Source organism: Sulfuriferula plumbiphila (assembly GCF_009938015.1).
Classification (GTDB): Bacteria; Pseudomonadota; Gammaproteobacteria; order Burkholderiales; family Sulfuriferulaceae; genus Sulfuriferula; species Sulfuriferula plumbiphila.
Genome location: NZ_AP021884.1, coordinates 1560688 through 1576802 on the forward strand (window position 1 = coordinate 1560688; position 16115 = coordinate 1576802).

General features: G+C 57.6%; 15 protein-coding genes, 1 tRNA gene and 2 pseudogenes. 16 read left to right on the forward strand and 2 right to left on the reverse strand.

Features of this window, described 5'->3' with window-relative positions:
- Positions 1-287: 287 nt before the first annotated feature.
- Entirely contained in the window at positions 288-1001 is a 714-nt protein-coding gene (locus GZH91_RS08160) for a Crp/Fnr family transcriptional regulator (protein WP_147074555.1), read from the reverse strand.
- 215 nt (positions 1002-1216) lie between these two features.
- On the opposite strand from GZH91_RS08160, the gene GZH91_RS08165 reads away from it, so the two are divergent.
- The 14 genes and pseudogenes from GZH91_RS08165 to GZH91_RS08230 all read left to right on the forward strand — a co-directional run bounded on the left by GZH91_RS08165 (position 1217) and on the right by GZH91_RS08230 (position 13430).
- Positions 1217-2761, forward strand: a complete 1545-nt coding sequence (locus tag GZH91_RS08165) for an SLC13 family permease (RefSeq protein ID WP_147074554.1) — start codon at positions 1217-1219, stop codon at positions 2759-2761.
- 75 nt (positions 2762-2836) lie between these two features.
- On the forward strand, positions 2837-5221 hold the full coding sequence (locus tag GZH91_RS08170; RefSeq protein WP_147074553.1) for a CehA/McbA family metallohydrolase domain-containing protein: 2385 nt from the start codon (positions 2837-2839) through the stop codon (positions 5219-5221).
- A 260-nt stretch (positions 5222-5481) separates the two neighbouring features.
- Positions 5482-5676, forward strand: a complete 195-nt coding sequence (locus GZH91_RS18380; protein WP_161984219.1) for an AtpZ/AtpI family protein — start codon at positions 5482-5484, stop codon at positions 5674-5676.
- On the forward strand, positions 5677-6039 hold the full coding sequence (locus GZH91_RS08180) for an ATP synthase subunit I (RefSeq protein WP_147074551.1): 363 nt from the start codon (positions 5677-5679) through the stop codon (positions 6037-6039).
- An 18-nt stretch (positions 6040-6057) separates the two neighbouring features.
- Positions 6058-6900: a F0F1 ATP synthase subunit A gene (gene atpB, locus GZH91_RS08185; protein ID WP_223264615.1), complete on the forward strand. Its 843-nt coding sequence runs from the start codon at positions 6058-6060 to the stop codon at positions 6898-6900.
- A gap of 318 nt (positions 6901-7218) precedes the next feature.
- Positions 7219-7512, forward strand: coding sequence for a F0F1 ATP synthase subunit C (gene atpE / locus GZH91_RS08190; protein WP_147074549.1), 294 nt, complete (start codon positions 7219-7221; stop codon positions 7510-7512).
- Positions 7513-7554: 42 nt separating this feature from the next.
- The gene (locus GZH91_RS08195) at positions 7555-8025 is read left to right on the forward strand and encodes a F0F1 ATP synthase subunit B (RefSeq protein ID WP_161984328.1); all 471 of its coding nucleotides are present in this window, start codon (positions 7555-7557) and stop codon (positions 8023-8025) included.
- Between the two features lie 2 nt (positions 8026-8027).
- Complete coding sequence (locus GZH91_RS08200; RefSeq protein WP_147075169.1) at positions 8028-8564, forward strand: F0F1 ATP synthase subunit delta; 537 nt, start codon at positions 8028-8030, stop codon at positions 8562-8564.
- A gap of 23 nt (positions 8565-8587) precedes the next feature.
- Complete coding sequence (gene atpA, locus GZH91_RS08205) at positions 8588-10129, forward strand: F0F1 ATP synthase subunit alpha (protein WP_147075170.1); 1542 nt, start codon at positions 8588-8590, stop codon at positions 10127-10129.
- Between the two features lie 13 nt (positions 10130-10142).
- Positions 10143-10232 (forward strand): annotated as a pseudogene (locus GZH91_RS08210) (F0F1 ATP synthase subunit gamma); the annotation flags it as partial.
- 39 nt (positions 10233-10271) lie between these two features.
- The gene (gene atpD / locus GZH91_RS08215; RefSeq protein ID WP_147075182.1) at positions 10272-11651 is read left to right on the forward strand and encodes a F0F1 ATP synthase subunit beta; all 1380 of its coding nucleotides are present in this window, start codon (positions 10272-10274) and stop codon (positions 11649-11651) included.
- Between the two features lie 185 nt (positions 11652-11836).
- Positions 11837-12700, forward strand: coding sequence for a F0F1 ATP synthase subunit gamma (atpG, locus tag GZH91_RS08220; RefSeq protein WP_147075003.1), 864 nt, complete (start codon positions 11837-11839; stop codon positions 12698-12700).
- A gap of 48 nt (positions 12701-12748) precedes the next feature.
- Positions 12749-13168, forward strand: coding sequence for a F0F1 ATP synthase subunit epsilon (locus GZH91_RS08225; protein ID WP_147075002.1), 420 nt, complete (start codon positions 12749-12751; stop codon positions 13166-13168).
- Positions 13169-13353: 185 nt separating this feature from the next.
- A tRNA-Val gene (locus GZH91_RS08230) sits at positions 13354-13430 on the forward strand.
- 218 nt (positions 13431-13648) lie between these two features.
- On the opposite strand, the pseudogene GZH91_RS08235 reads toward GZH91_RS08230, so the two are convergent.
- Positions 13649-13900: pseudogene (locus GZH91_RS08235) on the reverse strand (IS3 family transposase); the annotation flags it as partial.
- A gap of 294 nt (positions 13901-14194) precedes the next feature.
- Here GZH91_RS08235 and istA point away from each other — a divergent pair.
- Both istA and istB read left to right on the forward strand, forming a co-directional pair.
- Positions 14195-15262 (forward strand): IS21 family transposase, encoded by a 1068-nt coding sequence (istA, locus tag GZH91_RS08240; protein WP_147075001.1) that lies wholly within the window; start codon positions 14195-14197, stop codon positions 15260-15262.
- On the forward strand, positions 15259-16047 hold the full coding sequence (gene istB / locus GZH91_RS08245) for an IS21-like element helper ATPase IstB (protein ID WP_147075000.1): 789 nt from the start codon (positions 15259-15261) through the stop codon (positions 16045-16047). Before istA ends, istB begins: the two co-directional genes overlap by 4 nt.
- Positions 16048-16115: the final 68 nt, after the last annotated feature.

The window sequence follows — 16115 nt, forward strand, 5'->3', positions numbered from 1 at the left end:
AAGAAGCGGACCCGACGCCGATCCCCGGCTCTCACGGGATGCTCATATGCCTATCACGGCACACGGAATGCACTCACCGAATCATCCTTGGCGAAACACTCTCATCGGCAAGTTCGCCCACGATGGGCGGTGCCCTGCCACGTAGCAAGGCTGGCGAAGGGTAAAGCGGATATTCCTATTTGGCATGCACCAGCGCACGGTCAGCACTTCCGGTTTCTGCTGCCTAAAATTCAGGCAGGGTATCCGGTTTACTTGGGGCGGTTTCGGGTGGATGGCAACAGCTTTATTTACGACATTTTTAGTAACCCGTGCAATAGCTCTTCGCTGTTAATCAGGATGCGGCGGTTATCTATGCTCAAGATACCCTGGCGTTTAAATTGGCCAAGCAAGGTGGTAGCAGTTTGCCGTGTGGTACCGATCATGTCGGCGATTTCCTGGTGGGTCAAATGGATGTCGAGATGGATTACCTTTCCTTCCCGGGTGCCGTATTGGGCGCCGAGACGAAGAATCAGTTTTGCCAGGCGCGTGTCGACATTGTCGCTCACCAGATTGACCAGCATGTCACCCAGTACCCTCATGCGGCATGACAATATCTGCATGATGAGGAATGCCACCTTGGGGTGGTGTATCAGAAAGGTGTTGAACTGATTCAGGGGGATCGACGTTACTTCGGAATCTTCGCAGACCTGTGCAGTTACGGCGCGGTCGTTACCGCGGGTAATCTCGGACAATCCGAACATTTCACCACTGAAGCAAAACCATAGTATGACTTCATGCCCGGCAGGCGAGAGGTTGGAAATTTTGATTCTGCCTTGGTGCAGAAAGAAAACGTGTTGCCCTGTTTCACCCGGGCGGAAAATGAATGTCCCCTTGGAGTAACGAGAGGTGGTGCCGAGGGAAAGCAGCATGTCGAACTCCTGTTTGTCTAACTGCCCAAAACAAGCGGATTCTGAACCAGTCATGGGGTTATTTTGAGGAGAATAATCGGGCTGGATGTCCACTTCGTCTGCTCCTGTAAACCATTAATTAACGATTTTAAGTAAACCGATTTTTTTGTTTTTAAGAATGTCGGCTGGCTGACATACACAAGGAAACTTCCTGATGTTAAATCAAAGTGCAGTCCAATGCGGGTGTAAATCTGTTGAGGTGGCGCCGGAATTTCTCCAACCAGCGATCAGCCCGCAAAAAGTAAATGCTACTCTCAAGGAGAGCTCTTATGAACCAAGTGGCCAAGGATTCAATCGGTAACGAGAATTTCATCATCAGCAACATAAGAAAAAGCGGTAGAAATCCCACCCGCGTATTGACGGGCTTCGTGCTGGCCTGGGTAATGTTCGCCCTCATCATGTGGGTGCTGCCGCGGCCAGACGGGTTGTCGCCGGGAGGCATGGCGGTCCTCGCGATTGTGGTCTGGGCCAGCATCATGTGGGTCTCCGAGGCCATGCCGGTCGGCATCACCGGCCTCGCGATTCCGCTGCTGCTTATCCTCACTCACGCCCTGCCCTGGAAAGACGGCAAACCGCCGATGGGTACAGTGTTCAACGGCTTCACCAATCATGTCGTGTGGCTGTGCCTGTTCGCCTTCCTGATAGGATCGGTCATGCAACTGCTCAAGCTCGATCGTCGCATCGCGCTGGGCATCCTCGACAAGATCAAGGCATCCAGCGTGGGCCGGGTGATCTGGGGCTTCTTCGGCGTCAATGTCCTGCTGGCATTTTTCATTCCTGCGGCAAATGCCCGCGCGGCGACCCTGCTGCCGGTGGTGGAAGGCGTCATCGGCCTGCTGGGTAACACCCATAGGGAACAGGAGGCGAAGAAGGCGATCGTCATTCAGTCGCTGGTATACGGCACCATGATCAGCGGCGTGTTCATCATGACCGCGCACCTGCCCAACCTGATCATGGTCGGCATATTCGGCAAGGCCGGCTACAGTATCGGTTACCTGGACTGGGCGCTGCTGCAGTTTCCCTATCTGGGGATGTTCGTCCTGACCCAGTGGTGGGTGAGGTATCACTTCAAGACCAAGGGCATTGAGATCGCCGGCGGTTACAGCAATATCCACAGCATGCACAAGGAGCTGGGGCCGATGTCGCGCGGCGAATGGACATTGCTGATTCTGTTCACCGCCATCGCCCTGGCCTTCGCCATGGGCAAGGGCAGCCCGATCTATACGCTGCATCACTTCCAGCTCGGTATCATCGGTCTCATCGGCATGGTGCTGCTCTTTACACCGGGGCTGTTCCCGTTCAAGTGGAAGGAGGTGCAGGAGCGCACCATGTGGGGTACCTTCCTGCTGCTCGGTGGCGCCCTCACCATGACGGCCGCCATGGCCCAGTCGGGCTTGGCCGGCTGGCTGGCGGATCTCATCCATGGCAGCGTGGTGGGCAAACCGTGGTGGCTGATTCTGCTGATCCTGATGGCCGGTACCCATCTCATCCGCATCGGCATGCTATCGAACGTCGCGGCGATCGCCATGCTGGCGCCGGTGCTCTTCGCCATGGCGCCGAAGCTCGGTCTGCATCCGGTGGCCTTTACCCTGCTGGTGTCGGATACCGATACCTACGCGTACCTGTTGCCGACTCAGATCACTGCGGCAGTGATTGCCTATGGTTCCGGCGCTTTCAGTACTGCGGATTATGCCAAGGTCGGCTGGTTGTGCATCCTGCTCGCCATCGCCTACGGCATCCTGGTGATGGCGCCCTGGTATGCGTTCCTCGGCATGCCGGTATGGGATCCCAGCGTTCCCTGGCCGTTTCACTAACCCGTCTTTGCGGCGTCGCACCCGGCAGAGGCAAGTTCTACACCGTGTTTACGTAATTATGAAAGGAATCGTTCCATGAAGAAAATGACGAATCAAGAACTGAAAAGCAAACTTGGCGATTATTTTGCGCCCGAGGGGCTGTATCAAAAAACCAAGGACATGTCTTTCCTGGGCAAGGTCAGTTGCAATGTGGAAAGCATTGTTGCCGGTTCCTGGCATGAAATTGTGATCGACTACGAGCTCGGTGCTTCCGGCATGGCCGACGGATCTGTTTTCAAGGCGACTTTTCGCTTCTATTCCGATTGGGCCCTGTTCCAAAATACCGACCCTGCGGGCGCCAACTATATCTCGGCCGAATATCATGCCAGCCCGACACTGCCGGGCCAGAGCACCGCGACGGTGCAGAAGCTCAGCGTGCGCTTCGACCAGAAGGGCCATGAGCGGCCGTTTCAGAAGGCAGTGATCGTCGATACTTACGATGGCTATCTCAAGGCCGGCGATCACATCATCATCCGTCTCGGCGACCGTCGTTTCGGCGGCGCGGGGACGCGCGTGCAAACCTTCGTCGAAGAGAATTTCAAGATCCGCTGCTACGTTGACCCGCTTGGCACCTCGCGCTTCGCCGCCATCGGCGACGATCTCGTCATCCAGGTCGTGCCGGGGGTGCCGGCGCAGTTGTTGTGGGCAGGTTCGCGTATCGTGCGCGCTGGCGAAAAATTCCCGCTGCGGCTGCGCGCCGAAGATGAGTGGGGCAACACGTGCAGGAATCATCCGGAGAAAGTCATCATCAGCGCGACCCTGGATGGCAAGCCTGTCTACCAAAAGGAGGCGCTTCTTGCTGAGCAGGGATGGGCCGTGCTGCTGCTGGAAGACCTGCCGACCAAAAAGACGGGAGAACTTGCCGTGACTGCGCGTTTGCCGGGCCATCTCACTATCAAGCCACAGACTTTCTACGTGACCATAGACAAGAACTTGATGTCACCGCGCATTTACTACTGCGACTTGCATGTGCATTCGGAGGACACCATCGGTACTAACTCGACTAGTTATAATCTGACTTATGGCCGCGACGTGAGCGGCCTTGACGTGCTGGCTTTCGCACACAACGATTTCAATATCACCACCGAGCGCTGGAACAAAACCGTCGAGTTGATCCGCCAGATTACGCACGACGGCAGCTTCGTCGCCTACCCCGGCACCGAGTGGTGCGGCAGTTCGTGCGCGGGCGGCGATCACAATGTGGTGTTCCTGCATGACCACGACCCCGAATTCCCCTTCCTCAAGACCGGCGAGCATGTGCGCTCGGTGGACTGGAACGAGGATACCAAGGGGGGGGGAGTTGAGCCCGGCGCCTGGCCCCTGGAAGAACTGTGGGCGGCGTATGCGAAAGACCCCGAAGGGCATCTGTTGATTCCGCATGTGGGCGGGCGGCGCTGCATTCTCGATTGGCACTATCCTAAACTTGAGCGCTTGATTGAAATTGGATCGAGCTGGGGCCACTTCGGCTGGTTGTACCAGGAGGCAATGGAACGCGGCTACAAGATCGGTGCTTCGATGGCCGGCGACGAGCATCGTGGCCGTTGCGGCGGCGGCGTGCCGGGTACGGCGGTGTTCGGCACCAAAGGGGGTATGGCTGGGGTGATTTCTCCCGCGCTCACGCGCAAGGACATCGCGCAATCGTTGCGCGCGCGTCACACTTTCGCGTCCACCGGCGAGCGGACTTACGGCATCATCCATTGTGGCGATCACATCATGGGCGATGAGTTCGAACACCAGGGCCCGGCGACCATAACCTACCGTTTCCTGGGCGAAGCGGGCTGGGACGAAATTGTCGCGTTCGACCACACCGGCGAAATCTGGCGCCGCGATTTGCAACAGGAACTCGGCTATTCCGAGCGCAAAATTCGCTTCCGCTGGGGTGGTGCGCGCGTGAAGGATCGCTACCGCTGGGCCATCTGGAAAGGTACGGTCACCATCACCAACGCCGTGATCAACGACTTCCAGGGGCTGGGCTTCGAGCATCGCGAGGAAACCTGCTGGCGCGAGAGTGCGACGACCATCGGCTTCAAGAGTGATACGTATGGCGACGTGGATGCGATCGAAATCGATGTGTCACACCTGGCGACGGCGACGATCCGCGTCGAAGGCACTATCGACGGCTACGTGAAGGTAGGCGATCCGCTCAAGGGCAATCCGTTCGTGCATTGCCCGACCTTTAGCTGGGAGATCAGTGGCAAAGAGCTGCTGGAAGCGGCGCGGCTGAAAAAAGATTTACCCGGTATCGAAATGTTTCTGGGGTTGGAACGCATGAGCGAGCAGCCTGCACCGCGGGATGTTTCAGGCAAAATCGAGCTGGAGCCGAAGAACGGACCCCATGGGTTCAGGCCGGTGTATCTGCTCGGGCGACAGGTGGATGATGCGAAGGTGTGGACATCCGCCATGTTCATCGAATTCAAGTAAGTGCCGCGGATTGAATATGATCGTCTTATGTTCCGTTCGCTTGGGAGCGATGCCGATCAAAAAATCGTGTTCAGGTTTCCGGGGCCAGCTCTGCCTGGAGATCAATCAGAGTGGTCATCGCAAGAGCAAGAACCGACGACCTGGTGGGGTCTTGCTGCGGCCTGCTCCCGGATAAAGAGGCGTTCTGAAATGCTAGTAAAGCAGCAGGAACTGGCGACAGTTGTTTCACTGAGTGTAAGAGGATGCCACGGAAGACGAGCATGTTGCTGGTGAGTGCGGGGACCATATTGACTTCAATGGCGATAACAGGATTTATCCTGGGATATGGTGTCGATACATGGCTTGATACGCAGCCGATCTTCACTCTCTCGTTTGGATGCCTGGGGTTTGCCGGAGGGATGCTGAAGTCTTGCCAGCTGCTAGCCGGCGCAAATCCGAAATCGGAGCCCAGGTGAATGCATTCGGTGTTGCAGCCTCGTGGCCTTATGGTCTTGCAGATGGTTGTGAGTATGGGGGTAGCGGCAACATTCTGGATTACAGGATATTTTCCGCAAGCGCAATCCGCCCTTTACGGCGGATTGGCAAGCGTAGCCCTGGCTGTATTGCTGAAGCGAAGCGTGATCAAAGCCGGGAAAATCACGCTGGATACGCCCGGGAAAAGCGTATTGATTCTGTACTTGGGGGCTGTGCAGCGCTGCATCATCGTGCTGGGAGTATTCGGTGTGGGTTTTGCGGTATTCAAGCTTGAGCCGCTGGCAAGCCTGATTGGATTTGGAGCGGCTCAACTGAGCTACCTGGCCTGCTTGATGAGGGAATAGATGGAAGGAGCCCGCTCAGTGAGTGAAACATCAAACGCCGCCGGAAGCGGTGTAACGGAATATATGCAGCATCACTTGACCAATTTCTGTGTCGGTGAATGCAACCCTGTGACCCACCAAGGGGCAGGCTTCTGGGCATTGCACGTGGATACGCTTTTTTTCAGTCTGCTACTTGCAGGAGTGATTGCGCTTGTCAGCTGGCGAGTAAGGCGGACGCTCAATCCGGACTGCCCCGGTACCTTGCAGAACTTGGTTGAAAGCATTGTGGATTTTGTGCTGAAGCAGATAAGGGACACCTTGCCTGGGCTGAATCCGGTTATTGCTCCGCTGGCGCTGACCATTCTGGTATGGGTATGGCTCATGAATTTCATGGATATGATTCCCGTGGATCTGCTTCCCCTGCTCGGGCACCTGATTGGAATCCATTATCTCAAGCCTGTCCCGACAACCGATATCAATACGACTTTCGCGCTCTCCCTTACTGTGTTCTGCCTCATCCTTTATTACAACATCAAGATAAAAGGGCCAATCGGGTACTTGAGGCAATTTTTGTTTCACCCTTTCGGAAAATTTTTGATTCCCGTAAATATCGTGATGAGCATTATTGAAGAGCTCGCCAAACCGCTCAGCCTGGCGTTACGTCTTTTCGGTAATATGTTTGCCGGTGAGCTGGTGTTCATGTTAATTGCGCTGATCGGAGGCGCAGCAACACTGGGCCTGGGTTTGCTCATCTGGCTACCGCTTCAGATCGTGCTGGATTTCGGCTGGCTGGTTTTCCACTTATTGGTAATCACGCTCCAGGCCTACATTTTCATGGTTCTGACTATCGTCTATTTGGCTATGGCGCACACGGACCAATGAAAACTACTTTGAATGTGGCCTGCCAACCCTATCACCGGCGGCAGATCGATGTGGCGTTAACGGGACAGCACAATAGCGCTGCCCCGGCCGGTCTCCGATCAATGCACGTGCTGCCCCCTTGATCACACAGGGTATTAGGCTACGGGGTTCACGCCTCATCTTCCAGCCTGCGTGCGGCGCGGCTGGAGGCGAAGCGTGCTTCGTACATTCAATGCTATCTAATCATGATCCCCTGCGAAGGCGCGATTTTTAGCAAGGGGGATTAAGCCGCACCTTCGGGTGTTTCTCGACAGTCCGACTCAATGCAAGGAGACAAAAATGACAGCAAACATGATCAGCATGATTTATGCCTACACAGCGGCAGGAGTATGCATCATTATCGGCGCAGCCGGCCTGGGTTCCGCCATTGGTTGGGGGCTGATCTGCTCCAAAACCATCGAAGGGATAGCGCGACAGCCGGAAATGAAGCCCGTCCTGATGACCAACATGTTTGTCTTCGCAGGCCTCATGGAGTCGTTCCCTTTCATCATTCTCGCATTTGCAATGTGGTTCTTGTTCGCCAATCCGTTTGTGGGTGCCATGGGCGTTGCCATCAAGGCCATAGGCGGTTAAAAGCAGCACCGCATCCCGATTCTTACGTGTGGAGGAGGCATGATGGACATTAACGTTACCCTCATCGCCCAGATGGCTGCTTTTGCCATGCTTGTGTGGTTTATCCATCGAGTTTTGATGAATCCATTGGTGGCAATGCTGTCGCAGCGCCAGAAGCGGATTGCCGACGGTCTGGCCGCTGGTGAGCGCGGCAAGCACGAACTGGAGCTGGCCTCCCGTCGGGCTGTTGAAAACCTGCATGAAGCCAAGCAGAAAGCGGCTGAAATTATTGCCCAGGCAGACAAGCGTGCGGCGCAGCTGGTAGAAGAAGCCAAGGCTGCGGCCAAGCTTGAAGCCGAGCGCATGATTGCGGGCGCGCAGGCCAGCATTGCGCAAGAGACCGTGCGAGCGCGGGAAGCGCTGCGCGGCCAGGTGGCCGGGCTGGCGGTTGCCGGCGCAGAAAAAATCCTGCGCCGCGAAATCGATGCCAAAGCCCATGCCGAGTTGCTCGACGCCATCAAGAACGAGCTGTGACCATGGCAGAAATTGCAACCATCGCCCGACCATACGCACAAGCCGTGTTCAGCCTGGCCAAACAGGCGGGCGCGCTGGATGCCTGGTCCGGGCAGCTGGCGCTGGCCAGCGCCGTGGCCGCCGATCCCGAGATGAAGCGCCTGGCGGCCGACCCCCGGGTCAGCGCCGAGCAGCTTGGCAGCCTGTTTCTCGCGGTGTGCGGAAACAAGCTCGGGGCAGAAGCGGGCAACTTCATCAAGCTGCTGATCGAAAATGGCCGCCTCGGCGTGCTGCCTGAAATCGTCGCCCAGTTTGAAGCGCTCAGGGCCAGCGAAGGCGGCGTGCTGGATGCGGCGGTCACCAGCGCGTTTGCCCTCAGCGCCACCCAGTTGGCCGAACTGTCTGCCCGCCTGGAGAGCCGCTTCAAGCGCAAAATCAACGCCAGCGTCACCGTTGACCCCGCGCTCATTGGCGGCGTCATTGTTGCCGTGGGTGACGAAGTGTATGACGCCTCGGTGCGCGGCAAGCTGCAAGGCATGGCGTACGCGCTAACCCGTTAAGAGATTCCGTCTAGGAGCCATCAATGCAACTCAATCCCACCGAGATCAGTGATCTCATCAAGAGCAAAATCCAGAACCTGGCCGCGGCCTCCGAGCTGCGCACCCAGGGCACCGTCGTTTCGGTGACTGACGGTATCGTGCGCATCCACGGCTTGTCCGACGTGATGCAGGGCGAGATGCTGGAATTTCCCGGCAACACCTTCGGCATGGCGCTGAACCTGGAGCGCGACTCCGTCGGAGCCGTGGTGCTGGGCGAATACGAACACATCACCGAAGGCGACACGGTCAAGTGCACCGGCCGCATTCTGGAAGTGCCCATCGGCCCCGAGCTGATCGGGCGCGTGGTGAACTCGCTGGGCCAGCCGATTGACGGCAAGGGCCCGGTCAACACCCGGCTGACCTCCCCCATTGAAAAAATCGCGCCTGGCGTGATTGCGCGTCAATCCGTGACCCAGCCGCTGCAAACCGGCCTGAAGTCGGTGGACGCCATGGTGCCCATCGGGCGTGGCCAGCGCGAGCTGATCATCGGCGACCGCCAGACCGGCAAGACCGCCGTTGCCGTGGACGCGATCATCAACCAGAAAGGCACCGGCGTGATCTGCATTTACGTCGCCGTGGGCCAGAAAGCCTCGTCGGTTGCCAACGTGGTGCGCAAGCTCGAAGAGCACGGCGCGATGGGTCACACCATCGTGGTGGCGGCGACCGCGTCCGACTCGGCCGCGATGCAATACATTGCCCCCTACGCCGGCTGCACCATGGGCGAATACTTCCGCGACCGCGGCGAAGACGCGCTGATCGTCTATGACGATCTGACCAAACAAGCCTGGGCGTACCGCCAGATTTCCCTGCTGCTGCGCCGTCCGCCCGGCCGTGAAGCGTATCCCGGCGACGTGTTCTACCTGCACTCGCGTCTGCTGGAGCGCGCCGCGCGCGTCAACGCCGACTATGTGGAAAAAGCCACCGGTGGCGCGGTCAAAGGCAAAACCGGTTCGCTCACCGCATTGCCGGTGATCGAGACCCAGGCGGGCGATGTCTCTGCGTTCGTTCCGACCAACGTGATCTCGATCACTGACGGCCAGATCTTCCTGGAAACCGACCTGTTCAACGCCGGTATCCGTCCCGCGATCAACGCCGGCCTGTCGGTGTCCCGCGTCGGCGGCGCCGCGCAGACCAAGGTGATCAAGAAGCTGGGCGGCGGTACCCGCCTGGCGCTGGCGCAGTACCGCGAACTCGCGGCATTTGCCCAGTTCGCCTCCGACCTGGACGAAGCGACGCGCAAGCAGCTGGAACGCGGCAAGCTGGTCACCGAGCTGATGAAGCAGAACCAGTATGCGCCGATGAACGTCGCGGAAATGGCGCTCACCCTGTTTGCGGTGAACAAGGGCTACATGGACGACGTGGAGGTGAAGAAGACGCTGGCGTTTGAAGCGGCGCTGGCCTCCTACGTGAAAGACAAGCATGGCGACCTGCTGGACAAAATCCAGAGCAGCGGCGACATGGCGGCGGACACGGAGGCGGCATTGGCCCAGGCCATCGAGGCCTTCAAGTCCTCCGCCGTCTACTGATCGGAAAGCAATCATGGCTGCCGGAAAAGAGATACGCACCAAGATCAAGAGCGTGGAAAATACGCGCAAGATCACCCGCGCCATGGAAATGGTGGCTGGTGCCGCGGCCGTTTAAGCAATTTTGTTATTTCAAGGAACGACGATGAGTCAAGGCAAAATCGTACAAATCATTGGCCCGGTGGTTGACGTGGAATTTCCGCGCGACAGCTTGCCCAAGGTCTATGACGCACTGAAAATGGACACCCCCGAGCTGACCCTGGAAGTTCAGCAACAGCTGGGTGACGGCATCGTGCGTGCCATTGCCATGGGCACCACCGACGGCCTGCGCCGCGGCATGCTGGTGAGCGGTAGCGGCGCGGCGATTTCCGTGCCGGTGGGGATTAAAACCCTGGGCCGCATCATGGACGTGCTGGGCAAGCCGATCGACGACATGGGCCCGATCGGCAACGAAACCAGCTGGGGCATCCACCGCAAGGCGCCGGCCTTTGACGAACTGGCGGCGTCCAACGAACTGCTGGAAACCGGCATCAAGGTGATCGACCTGATCTGCCCGTTCGCCAAGGGCGGCAAGGTCGGCCTGTTCGGGGGTGCTGGCGTGGGCAAGACCGTGAACATGATGGAACTGATTCGCAACATTGCGGTGGAGCACAGCGGTTACTCGGTGTTTGCCGGTGTGGGCGAGCGTACCCGTGAGGGTAACGACTTCTACCACGAGATGAAAGACGGCGGCGTGCTGGACAAGGTGGCCCTGGTCTACGGCCAGATGAACGAGCCGCCGGGCAACCGTCTGCGCGTGGCGCTGACCGGACTGACCATGGCCGAGTACTTTCGTGACGAAGGCCGCGACGTGCTGCTGTTCGTGGACAACATCTACCGCTATACCCTGGCCGGCACCGAAGTATCCGCGCTGCTGGGCCGGATGCCGTCTGCGGTGGGCTACCAGCCTACCCTGGCGGAAGAGATGGGGCGCCTGCAGGAGCGCATCACCTCCACCAAGAAGGGCTCCATCACTTCGATCCAGGCCGTGTACGTGCCTGCCGACGACTTGACCGACCCGTCGCCGGCGACCACCTTTGCGCACCTTGATGCCACCGTGGTGCTGTCGCGCCAGGTGGCCGAACTGGGGATCTACCCGGCCGTGGACCCGCTCGACTCCACCTCGCGCCAGCTGGATCCGCTGGTGGTGGGTGAAGAGCATTACAGCGTGGCGCGCGGCGTGCAGTCGGTGCTGCAGCGTTACAAAGAGTTGCGCGACATCATCGCCATTCTGGGCATGGATGAACTGGCGCCCGAAGACAAGCTGGCGGTGGCGCGTGCGCGCAAGATCCAGCGTTTCCTGTCGCAGCCGTTCTTCGTGGCCGAAGTGTTTACCGGCGCGCCCGGCAAGTACGTGTCGCTGAAAGACACCATCAGCGGTTTCAAGGCCATCGTCAACGGTGAATACGACCACCTGCCCGAACAGGCGTTCTACATGGTCGGCACCATTGAAGAAGCCGTCGAGAAAGCCAAGACCATCCAGTAAGGCCTGAACTTCCCGTCAAAGACACGCAATTTGCCGTAAAGACTCACGCGATACAGGGGGGCGGGTATGGAGGTGCGTGTGCCTCACTACAAGTGGCACGTGGAAAGCAGAAATCCGTGCCCTGTATTGCGTTTTTCAGTCTGCCAGGAAGTGATTTCTCGGCGATTTACCTAAGGATGGCAACAATGGCTAGCGTAAAAGAGATACGTGTAAAAATTAAGAGCGTACAGAGTATTCGCCGGATCACGCATACCATGGAAATGGTGGCGACATCGAGAATGCGCAGGGCTCAGAACCGCATGCGCGCTGCCCGCCCGTATTGTGAAAAAATTCGCAACGTTGTATCACACCTGAGCCATGCTCATTCGGAATACAAACACCCGTTCTTGATCGAACGTGAAACGGTTAAGCGCGTCGGAATAATTATCGTGACCTCGGATAAGGGGCTATGTGGTGGCATGAACGCGAGTGCGCTGCGCATGGCGATGAATCAAAGCAGGAAATGGGACAGCGACAAAATAGGTGTAGACATCTGTGCTATTGGCGGCAAGGGATTCAATTTCGTGAGACGGACAGACATGCACATTTTGTCGCGCATAGTCGGTCTCGGCGAAGCGCCACGGATGGATCGGATGACCGGGGCCATCAAGGTTATGCTGGATGCCTACACGGAAGGAAAAATCGGCGCGCTCTACATCTGCTATACGCGGTTCCTCAATACCATGAAGCAAGAACCGGTAATCGAACAACTCCTGCCGCTTAGTGGAGATAGATTCGGGAGCCCTCCCGGCGAATGGGATTACATCTATGAACCTGACGCAGGAATGGTCCTCGACTTGCTTCTGGCCCGATATGTGGAAACCTTAATCTACCAGGCGGTGGCAGAGAGCATGGCATCCGAGCAAAGTGCCCGTATGGTCGCTATGAAGGCCGCGACGGACAATGCTGACCATATGATCAACGACCTGAAATTGTTGTATAACAAGACTCGCCAAGCGGCAATTACGAAGGAGATTGCCGAAATTGTAGCCGGTGCAGCAGCTATCTGACGGTGTGGATCATTTTAGTCCAAAACATCTGTGAAGAGGTACGTAGCAATGGCAATGACCGTACATGTGGATATAGTGAGTACCGAGGAGTCTATTTTTTCCGGCATGGCGGAGTTCCTGGTAGTCCCGGCCGAAATGGGTGAGATTGGCATTTTCCCGAGCCATGCTCCGCTGATCACCACAATAAAACCCGGGGCAATACGGTTGAAAGTTCCTGATCAAAAGCAGGAAGAACTGGTTTATGTCTCCGGTGGCATACTGGAAATCCAGGCGCAGGTGGTGACGATACTTTCCGATACGGCAATCCGCGCCAAGGACATTGATGAGAAAAAGGCAATTGAAGCTAAACGCGAGGTCGAAGAGGCAATGAAACACTGTGCCTCAGAAACGGATTTTACGAAGTTGCAGGCAGAGCTTGCCAGGGCCTTGGCCCAGATTCATGTCTTTGAAATTCTTCATAAGAAATAGAAAAAGAGCTGCGGAGCAATCAAGAAAAGGCTTAAACGACGTAAGTGCCGCAACAAAATGAGCCTCCCGCCGCACGTCTGCGACCCCCATCTGCCATGGATCGAACGGGTCGGGCGTGGATGCCTGGACCGGATACAAATTCGCATTGAAAGCCGGGCTTAACTCCGTTACAATGCGGCCTCCTCAGGCGCGTAGCTCAGCTGGTTAGAGCACCACCTTGACATGGTGGGGGTCGTTGGTTCGAGTCCAATCGCGCCTACCAGATTTCCACAGAAATTCAGGTAGTTGCAGCATCCGAGAAAGCCGCCGAGCGCGGCTTTCTCTTTTGCCGTGCCGAAACGGTGACGTCACACTCCCCATCCGTTCCGGTGTGGGCTTGGCTGTTGCCCACCAACCAGCTGCAGCGGCGGGCGCTCCACCCCTACCCGCAGGTGCTTGCCGCTCAAATGGGTATACCGCTGCACCATCTTGATGGACGACCACCGCCAGTGCCAGCGGTTTCTCACGCACCAGGCGCTGTCTTGGCTTGATGCGCAGGTTCAGTTCCAGCTCCCGGTAGATGCGGCAGACGCGTTTGTGGTTCCAGCCGAACTGCTTCACGTTGCGCAGGTACAGGAAGCCCAGGCCGAAGCCCCAGTTGCGCTGGGGCGTGGTCAGCCGGATCAACCAGTCGGCAATCGCTTCATTTTCCGGCGACAGCCGGGCGCGATAGCGGTAGCAGGAACTCCTTACTGCCGGCATAGCCCCTCCAAACTCGGGGATGCTCCAGCAATTGCTGGTTAAGTTCCAGCATAATCACGCCAGGTTCTGGCATCGTGAACCCCCATTCTGGTGGGTGGCAAAATGCGTTCACGTTCGAGCAGAATCCGTGTTCACGTTCCTTCAGAATTACTGTTCACGTTCGCACAGAATGGGTGTTCACGTTGCTCCAGAATATGCTGTCACCACCGGATGTAAATTGACACACACCGCCGATTGAAAACTGATACACCGATTTGAGAAGATGGCCGGATTTTGAAAGCGGCCGTGATCACAGACGAGGTATATGTGGAAATCGAATTATTAAGGAAGCACGGCATGAGCAAGCGCTTGATTGCCGAAGAAGTGGGGTGTGCTGTGAACACCGTCAGAAGTCACTTGAAATCGGAAACATGGCCTGGGTACCAGCGCCACAAACTGCGTGTCACCAAGCTGTCAGCGTTTGAGGACCACCTGCGCGAACGCCAGAAAGCCGCCCACCCGGCGTGGATACCGGCAACGGTATTATTGCGCGAGATCAAAGCACAGGGCTACCTTGGCAGCCATAGCCAGCTACGCGCCTTTATGCGCGGACTCAAGCCGGCTGTGCCGGTAGACCCGGTGGTGCGCTTTGAGACCGCGCCGGGCGAGCAGATGCAAGTCGGGGCCCTCGTCGAGTTCCGCAAAGGTAAAAACCCGCTCTACGCCTTCTGCGCGACGTTGGGCTACAGCCGCGTGAGCTTTGTCGAGTTCGTCACCGACATGAAAGTGGAGACGCTGATCGCCTGTCACCAGCACGCCTTCGACGCGTTTGGCGGCCTCACCCGGCGCATTCTGTACGACAACATGAAGACCGTGGTGATCGAGCGTGATGCCATGGGTGACGGCGCGCATCGCTTCCACGCCGGATTTCTCGATTACGCCCGCCACTGTGGCTTCGTGATCAAGCTGTGCCGCCCGTATCGCGCCAAGACCAAAGGCAAGGTCGAGCGCTTCAACGGCTATTTGCGCCGCTCGTTTTACGTGCCGCTGGTGGCACAGTTGAAACAGGCCGGGCTAAGCCTGGATGCGGTCACCGCCAATATTGAAGTACGGCGCTGGCTCAAAGACATCGCCAATGAACGCATCCATGGCACGACGCAAATGCGCCCCGCCCAACGCTTGCCAGAAGAATGCCTGCAACCCATACCTAGCCCCTGGCGGGGCGACATCCGGGCGGCGCGTCCTCAACGGACAGACGCACCCGCACCGATGTCCCGCCCTGTCACTGTCATCGAACAAATCGCACAGACAACACCGCCGCAACACCCCTTGGCGGTATACGAGCGCCTGCTTGAACAGGCGGTGGCCGCATGAACCTCCAACACGAAAGAATACTGACCCTGTGTGAATCGCTCAACCTGCCATTCGTGGCGCAAGCGTATCCCTTGGCCGCACAGGATGCGGCGCTCGCCGAAACGGCCTATAGCGACTTCCTGGAGGGGCTCCTCAAGGCCGAGGCGGCGGGACGCAACGTGAGAAAACAGACCATGCTCACGCGTCTGGCAGGGTTTCCGGCAATCAAGACGCTGGACGACTTTGATTACGAATTTGCCCAAGGGGTGAAGCGCAGCCAGATCGAGGAGCTGGCCGGACTGGGGTTTGTGGAGCGCAATGAGAATGTGGTGCTGGTTGGCCCCTCCGGTGTAGGCAAGACGCACTTGGCGATTGCCTTGGGGTATCGGGCGGCGCAGGCTGGTATCAAGACGCGTTTTACCACTGCCGCCGATCTGTTGCTGACCCTGACCACCGCGCACACCCAGAATCAACTGAAGAGCGTCATGCATCGGGCCATCAACAGTTATCGCCTGCTGATCATTGACGAAATCGGGTATCTGCCGATGAACCGAGAGCAGGCCAACCTGTTCTTCCAGGTGATCGCGGCGCGCTATGAAAAAGGCAGCTTGATCGTCACCAGCAACCTGCCCTTCGGCCAATGGGATGCGACTTTCGCTCAGGATGCCACGCTGACCGCTGCGCTGCTTGATCGCTTGCTGCACCACGCACGCATCGTGCCGATTGCCGGGGAGAGCTACCGCCTCAAAAATCAGCGTGCGGCGGGCATGGTAAAGAGTAAGCGGGAAACCGCTCCGGCTGCATAAGCGGTAGGCAGATGTAATGGGGGTGTATCAGATTTAAATCGGCGTTCGCTGCAAAAGTGTGTCAGTTT